Source organism: Desulfobacula sp. (genome assembly GCF_021107415.1).
This window is the reverse complement of record NZ_JAIOSW010000030.1, coordinates 1-5745: the sequence shown is the minus strand read 5'-3', so window position 1 is coordinate 5745 and position 5745 is coordinate 1. Positions and strand designations below refer to the sequence as shown.

The 5745-nt window shown below is 40.7% G+C and carries 7 protein-coding genes; 4 read left to right on the top strand and 3 right to left on the bottom strand.

The annotated features are described in order from the left end of the window. Window positions 1–461: 461 nt before the first annotated feature. The 3 genes from K8S13_RS01665 to K8S13_RS01655 are packed head-to-tail and all read right to left on the bottom strand — an operon-like array spanning window position 462 to window position 3201. On the bottom strand, window positions 462–1436 hold the full coding sequence (locus K8S13_RS01665; RefSeq protein WP_291459945.1) for a tyrosine-type recombinase/integrase: 975 nt from the start codon (window positions 1434–1436) through the stop codon (window positions 462–464). Beyond that, window positions 1427–2335 (bottom strand): tyrosine-type recombinase/integrase, encoded by a 909-nt coding sequence (locus K8S13_RS01660; RefSeq protein ID WP_291459943.1) that lies wholly within the window; start codon window positions 2333–2335, stop codon window positions 1427–1429. Before K8S13_RS01660 ends, K8S13_RS01665 begins: the two co-directional genes overlap by 10 nt. After that, window positions 2332–3201, bottom strand: a complete 870-nt coding sequence (locus K8S13_RS01655) for a tyrosine-type recombinase/integrase (RefSeq protein WP_291459941.1) — start codon at window positions 3199–3201, stop codon at window positions 2332–2334. Before K8S13_RS01655 ends, K8S13_RS01660 begins: the two co-directional genes overlap by 4 nt. Window positions 3202–3343: 142 nt before the next feature. Between K8S13_RS01655 and K8S13_RS01650 the strand changes: the two genes are divergently transcribed. The 4 genes from K8S13_RS01650 to K8S13_RS01635 form a co-directional block, all read left to right on the top strand. Continuing rightward, the gene (locus K8S13_RS01650; RefSeq protein ID WP_291459939.1) at window positions 3344–3811 is read left to right on the top strand and encodes a hypothetical protein; all 468 of its coding nucleotides are present in this window, start codon (window positions 3344–3346) and stop codon (window positions 3809–3811) included. A gap of 50 nt (window positions 3812–3861) precedes the next feature. Then, on the top strand, window positions 3862–4332 hold the full coding sequence (locus K8S13_RS01645; protein ID WP_291459938.1) for an HAD family hydrolase: 471 nt from the start codon (window positions 3862–3864) through the stop codon (window positions 4330–4332). 60 nt (window positions 4333–4392) lie between these two features. Then, the gene (prxU, locus tag K8S13_RS01640; RefSeq protein ID WP_291459937.1) at window positions 4393–5112 is read left to right on the top strand and encodes a thioredoxin-dependent peroxiredoxin; all 720 of its coding nucleotides are present in this window, start codon (window positions 4393–4395) and stop codon (window positions 5110–5112) included. Between the two features lie 153 nt (window positions 5113–5265). After that, window positions 5266–5745: beta-ketoacyl synthase N-terminal-like domain-containing protein (locus K8S13_RS01635; RefSeq protein ID WP_291459936.1), on the top strand; the 480-nt coding region annotated here is incomplete at its 3' end.

Here is a 5745-nt window from a genome sequence, read left to right as displayed (position 1 = left end):
GACCCAAAATCAACGGGAGTATTTAAGAGCATTGGGATTAAACTCACAAATCTTCACAAAGCCAGGGGGATAACCACTTCCTCTAAAAATACCTCATATCTGAACATTGGGGTGTGGAATGTGAGCTAAATGGAATAGTGTAATATCTTTAAAAACCACATAACACGGCGCTCGAGAGGATCGGGGGCTACTGAGCGGCTCTTGAAGATTTTGGCTTTAAAATAAATTTTAATTATGCTGAGGTTGTCGGCATTAAGCCCCCGACCACTCAGCTTTACGTTATGTGCAATTGGAAGGTGTCTAAAGTAAAAAGACAAGAAAAACTCCGTTCAGTAGCTGACAGTGGCATAAAATGATTTTTAAGGCAACACAAAAAATCTTAAAAAAACGCAATTTAAGCGCACCGATATATTAAATCGGCTATTTACAAAAAATTAAGTAATATCTGACTTGGATTCTGGCTATGTGCGCAGCTCTTGAAAACTAAAAATAACACCTCCTTTTTTTATAAGCTCATTCATAAAAACAACGCCGGGTAGTTTTTCCATTGCCTGCCTTACTTTTCGCATTGAAGGATGGATGTAGATTTCTGTACTTCTTGTTGTTGAATGCCCCATTAAACTTTTAATGACAAGCATATCCACTTCTTTATCATTAAGGTGGGAAGCAAAAGAATGCCGCAGGGTATGGCAGGATACATTGAACCGGGTTTGCAATCTGGATTTCAAAACGATTTTTTTGAAGTTGTCCTCCATGGTGCGAATGGCCAGACGATTTCCTTTTTTTGAGATAAACAGGGCGTTTCGATGATCATTTTTATAAAAAAATGTTCGTACAGCAAGATATTCCGACAGGATCTGGAACAGTTCCTGGCTCAAGTGAAGGGTACGTAATCTTTTTCCTTTTCCAGTCACAGTGATTTCTTTGGTTTTTAAATCGATACCGGTGAGGTCCAGGCCGAAGACTTCTCCGATCCGGAGGCCGCATAAATACATCAGGGCATATATGGCATAATCCCGGACCCCAAGACATGTGCTCCTGTCTATGGTATCTAAAAGGTGTTCGATCTGATTAGCGGTCAAGGCATCCGGCCTGTTCCGATATCCCTGCCGGACCTTTAAAACATCATGAAACGGTAACTTTTCAGCATCTGCGACCTCTTGAAGTCTCAAATAATGAGAATAACTTCGCAGGGTAAACAGCTTTCGATTGAGTGACCCGCCACAATTTTTACGCTGGGTTTTCAAATAATACTGGAAGTCCATCACCGCAGGTCCGGTAATGATATCATGCTGCTGGTCGCCCATGAAATTTTCAAACAACTTAAGGTCGCAACGATTACTTTTAATAGTCTGATCACTGACCTCGTACACTGTTGATCGATAATCCATAAATGGTTCAATATGGTTGAAAAAGTCTGTTGTACTTACCCCCATGACGGCCTCCCATTAATAACCAACTGGTTTAACGCTTCCTGTTTAAAGCTGTCATTCACCTTGATGTAGATTGCAGTTTCAGCCGTGTTGGAATGTCCCATCATCGCCTGAATGGCATAAAGCGGTACCTTGGCGTGATACATTTCAGTGGCAAAGGAGTGCCTGAGCACATGGGGAGTGAGCCTTTCGATGATACCGGCTTTTTTGCAATATTGTCGCAGCTTTCTTTGAACCCGGTCGGTTGAGATAGCTTTACCGCTTTCAACCGGGAACATGGGATCTTTTTTAAATTTCAATGTCTTGGGATGGGCCAGATATGCCATGAGATTATCGTACAATTTATCCACCACAAATAAGGCCCGCTGTTTTTTATTTTTCCCTTTTACCCGTAAAAGGCCAATTTTCGGACCATGCCCGGGTTCAAAAGATCCAATGACAAGGCGGGTAAGTTCACTGACCCTTAAGCCAAGCGCCCACAGCAGGGACAGGATAAGGTAATTGCGGTTTTCCATCCATGTGGACCGGTCAACACTGTTTAACAATTTAAAAACAATAGTTTTTGACACCGGCATCACTGTACTGGGTCCGTTTTTCTTTAACCTGGGCAATGCTTGGGCCGGGCTTTTTGCCACGATATCCAATTTAACCAGCATGGCATAAAAGGTTTTCAATGCAGAGCGATGATGTTCCATCCGGCTGTAGCTGAACCCTTTTTGCTTTAAATGAGCGATCCACAGACAAATGTGTGTCCCCTGGGCCTGGACAACGGGGATGTTGCCCTGCTCCTTTAAATATCGGACAAACATACCCATACAGGAGGCATAATTTTCAACTGTTTGATCCGCGTACCCACAGACGTCAGACAACTGTGTTTTGTATTCATCCAACAGGGCAATCATGGGCTCACCTCCATATAGGGATGGATCTGCATGTAAGCCGCATATTGATCCGGATTGAGGTGGGTATATTTTCGGGTGCTATTGCTTCGCACATGACCCAGGACATGTCTGGTTATTTCAGGGTCAGACACCTTATTCAAATGGGTCCCAGCCGTATGACGAAATAAATGGGCATGAAGATGCTTATCAATATCAACCGAATCTGCCGCCTTTTGGAAGACATCATGTAAAGTCCGTGGAGAAAGCCGTTTGTTCCTTTTGGATAAAAACAAGGGCCCTTGTCTTTTATTAAGAAAGCCAAAATACTGGTTCAGGATGAGGCATAAAACCTTAGGCATGATCAGTGGTCTTTGTTTCCCCCCCTTTTCTGTAATTTGTAAAAGGCCGGTTTCAATGTCCACATCTTCCATGTTCAGGGAAATCACAGAAGATAACCGCAGGCCAAGGAGCCCCAGCATCATAATCATGACAAGGTTTCTGTATCCTGTAGCATCGGATGCCCTGCAATAAAAAAAACTTAAAAGGCTGTTATACTCTTCAATGGTCAAAAAATGAGGGATCGTCTTTTCAATCTTGGGATAGGGAAAGTCTGAGGCAATATTAGTTTTTATCCATCCGTTCAGTTTTAAAAAATGAAAAAATTGCCTCAGGCTCCAAATGCGGGCTTTTTTGATATGAATTGAAGGGCTCTGAGTGACGAATTCTTTTAAATGCCTGTAGGAGATGTCTTGAATCGACTCAACCGGCACCTTGTCAATAAAGCTGTTGAATTCATTGAGCCTTACCCTTAATGATTGAATGGACCTGGTTGCAAAATTTGATACTTTACAATAATCGAGAAAATGTTCTATCTTAATTTCCAGCATAGAGGATCTCCTTTCTTTTTGGGAGAAAAGTTAAAAATATCTGTTTGGGAGGTTCTCTATGCTTTTACTACAATTTTAACACCTTACAAATTCCTTTTTTTTGCTAACCGCGGGGTTTGGGGGTTATACTAAAGGAGAAAATATGGTACTCGTTCTAAGAACAAGTTGCATTTTTGTTTTATTGACATTAATTGCTTGCAGTTCGAATATAGCAAGACATAACTATCTTGTTGCTGGAGATGTTTCAAAGCAATATTTTCAACACCTTTTTTTAAACGAAAATTATACTGTTGCCTATGAAATGATGCATGGAAATTTTAAAAAAAAATTCAGCCAAGCACAACTTGAAGAGCTATTGATTAAAACACATGATGGTTCTATTCCAAAACAGTTTGAAATTATGGAATATGAAATATATAGTGGTCAAGAATTCATTTCTGTTTTTATTAATACAAAAAATCAAAACCCAAATTATTTTTATAGAGTAACTTTGACTGGCACTAAAGATAAGGGATATCTTATCGCCGGGTTTCATATTTCGACTAGCCAAATAGCAGCCGAGGGGAAAAGACTACCTTATGATCCTATTATTGCTATCAGTGAAGTATAACATGAGTTGACTACGTCGAACGTATTATGAACTTGGAAAAAAAATAAAACATGAAACAAATCTATTTATTTGATTGGGGAGATACCTTAATGGTTGATACCCCGGGTATTGCAGGAAAGATGTGCGACTGGGAGCATGTTGAGACAATTAAGTTTGCTGAAGAAGCATTAAAAAAAATATCCCTGAAAGCATCAGTTTATATTGCTACTGCTGCTGCAGACTCATCGCCTGAAGATATTGAAAAAGCTTTCAAAAGAGTTGAATTGAATATATTTATAAAAGGGTATTTCTGTGAACAAAACACGGGGTTTACCAAGCCGGCACCTGAGTTTTATATGGCTATTATAAAGACTCTTTCTGTAAATTATAGTTCAGTTACTATGGTAGGTGACAATTTTGAGAAAGATATTCTTCCCTGTCATAAACTGGGGTTCAATACTATTTGGCTGACTTCTGAGCAAAACAAAGAAGTGCCCGAGGGTGTACGGATTATAGCAAGTCTCAGTGAACTGTGTTCATAATAAATACAACACATATGAAATTCAGACAACAACCCAATAATTTAATAAAAAGGAGGGCTTATGACAGAAGAATTAAAGGCTGGATGTGCTCGTCCAACGGGCGGACCGGTGGGAGAAGAAACCCCTGAACAAACAAGTGAAAAGATAAATACAAAAAAGGAGAACATCAGCATGATACAAGTGGGTAAAAAAGCGCCGGATTTTACTGCGCCAGGATATCAAAATGGTAATTTTATTAATATAAAGCTGTCAGAACACCTTGGAAAATGGGTTCTTTTGTGTTTTTATCCAGGTGATTTTACATTTGTCTGAGCAACGGAAATTTCAGCAGTTGCTGAAAAATATCCTGAATTTCAAAAGCTTGGGGTGGAAATTTTATCCATGAGCATTGACAGTATGTTTGTACATAAAATGTGGAATGATCATGAGCTGTCTAAAATGGTAGACGGGGGTGTTCCTTTTGCCATGTTATCTGATGCCGGCGGCAGAGTGGGAAAGGCATTTGGTATTTATGATGAGGATGCAGGTGTTGAGACACGCGGAAGATTTATTATTGATCCGGATGGAATTGTCCAGGGGTATGAAGTATTAACGCCGCCTGTGGGAAGAAATGTCAATGAGTCCTTACGCCAGGTTCAAGCTTTTCAACTTGTAAGGGAATCCAAAGGAACACAAGCCACGCCATCTGGATGGAAACCGGGTAAGATGACGCTTACGCCCGGACCGGAACTGGTTGGTAATGTTTGGAAAGAATGGAAAACCAAAATGGCATTCGACTAATATAGATAATAGCACAACAGGATATGGAATTGATCCCGGTGATGCCTCTCCTGTTTAATGTTTTTGATTGACATGCTTAACTATTTATAATACAGCTATATTAAAGCTATATCGCGGTTAACATATAAATTTAAATATTTTTCAGGAGGAAAAATGAAAGAAGTTGTCATAGCTGCAGCCTGTAGAACGGCAATCGGTAGATTTGGTGGAGCACTCGCACCGTTGAGTGATATTGATTTTGGTCCCATACCCATAAAGGAAGTTATTAAAAGAGCAGGGTTGACCGGCGATCAGATTGATGAAGTGATCTATGCTTCGGGCTACAGGACAGGGGATCTTCCCATTAACTCAGCTCGTGTTGTGGCGGTAAAGGCGGGCGTTCCCATAGAAAAACCCCAGTTCACCATCAGCAAGGCCTGCGCAGGAAGTATTAAGGCTGTTACGCTTGCAGCTCAGGTGATTAAATCCGGTGATGCAGACATTATTGTTGCCGGTGGTATGGAAAGTATGAGCAATGCCACATTCATGTTGAAAAAAGCCAGGTGGGGGTATCGTCTGGGCCATGGACAGCTTAACGATCAGCTGATTCTTTTTGATCCCTTAAGCGGTAATACCATGGGAGAAACAGCTGAG

Excerpts from the sequence above, each read along its gene's own strand:
- K8S13_RS01665 (WP_291459945.1), bottom strand. The coding sequence starts at position 1,436 with ATGGGGGTAAGTACAACAGACTTTTTCAACCATATTGAACCATTTATG.
- K8S13_RS01650 (WP_291459939.1), top strand. The coding sequence starts at position 3,344 with ATGGTACTCGTTCTAAGAACAAGTTGCATTTTTGTTTTATTGACATTA.
- K8S13_RS01655 (WP_291459941.1), bottom strand. The coding sequence starts at position 3,201 with ATGCTGGAAATTAAGATAGAACATTTTCTCGATTATTGTAAAGTATCA.
- K8S13_RS01645 (WP_291459938.1), top strand. The coding sequence starts at position 3,862 with ATGAAACAAATCTATTTATTTGATTGGGGAGATACCTTAATGGTTGAT.
- K8S13_RS01660 (WP_291459943.1), bottom strand. The coding sequence starts at position 2,335 with ATGATTGCCCTGTTGGATGAATACAAAACACAGTTGTCTGACGTCTGT.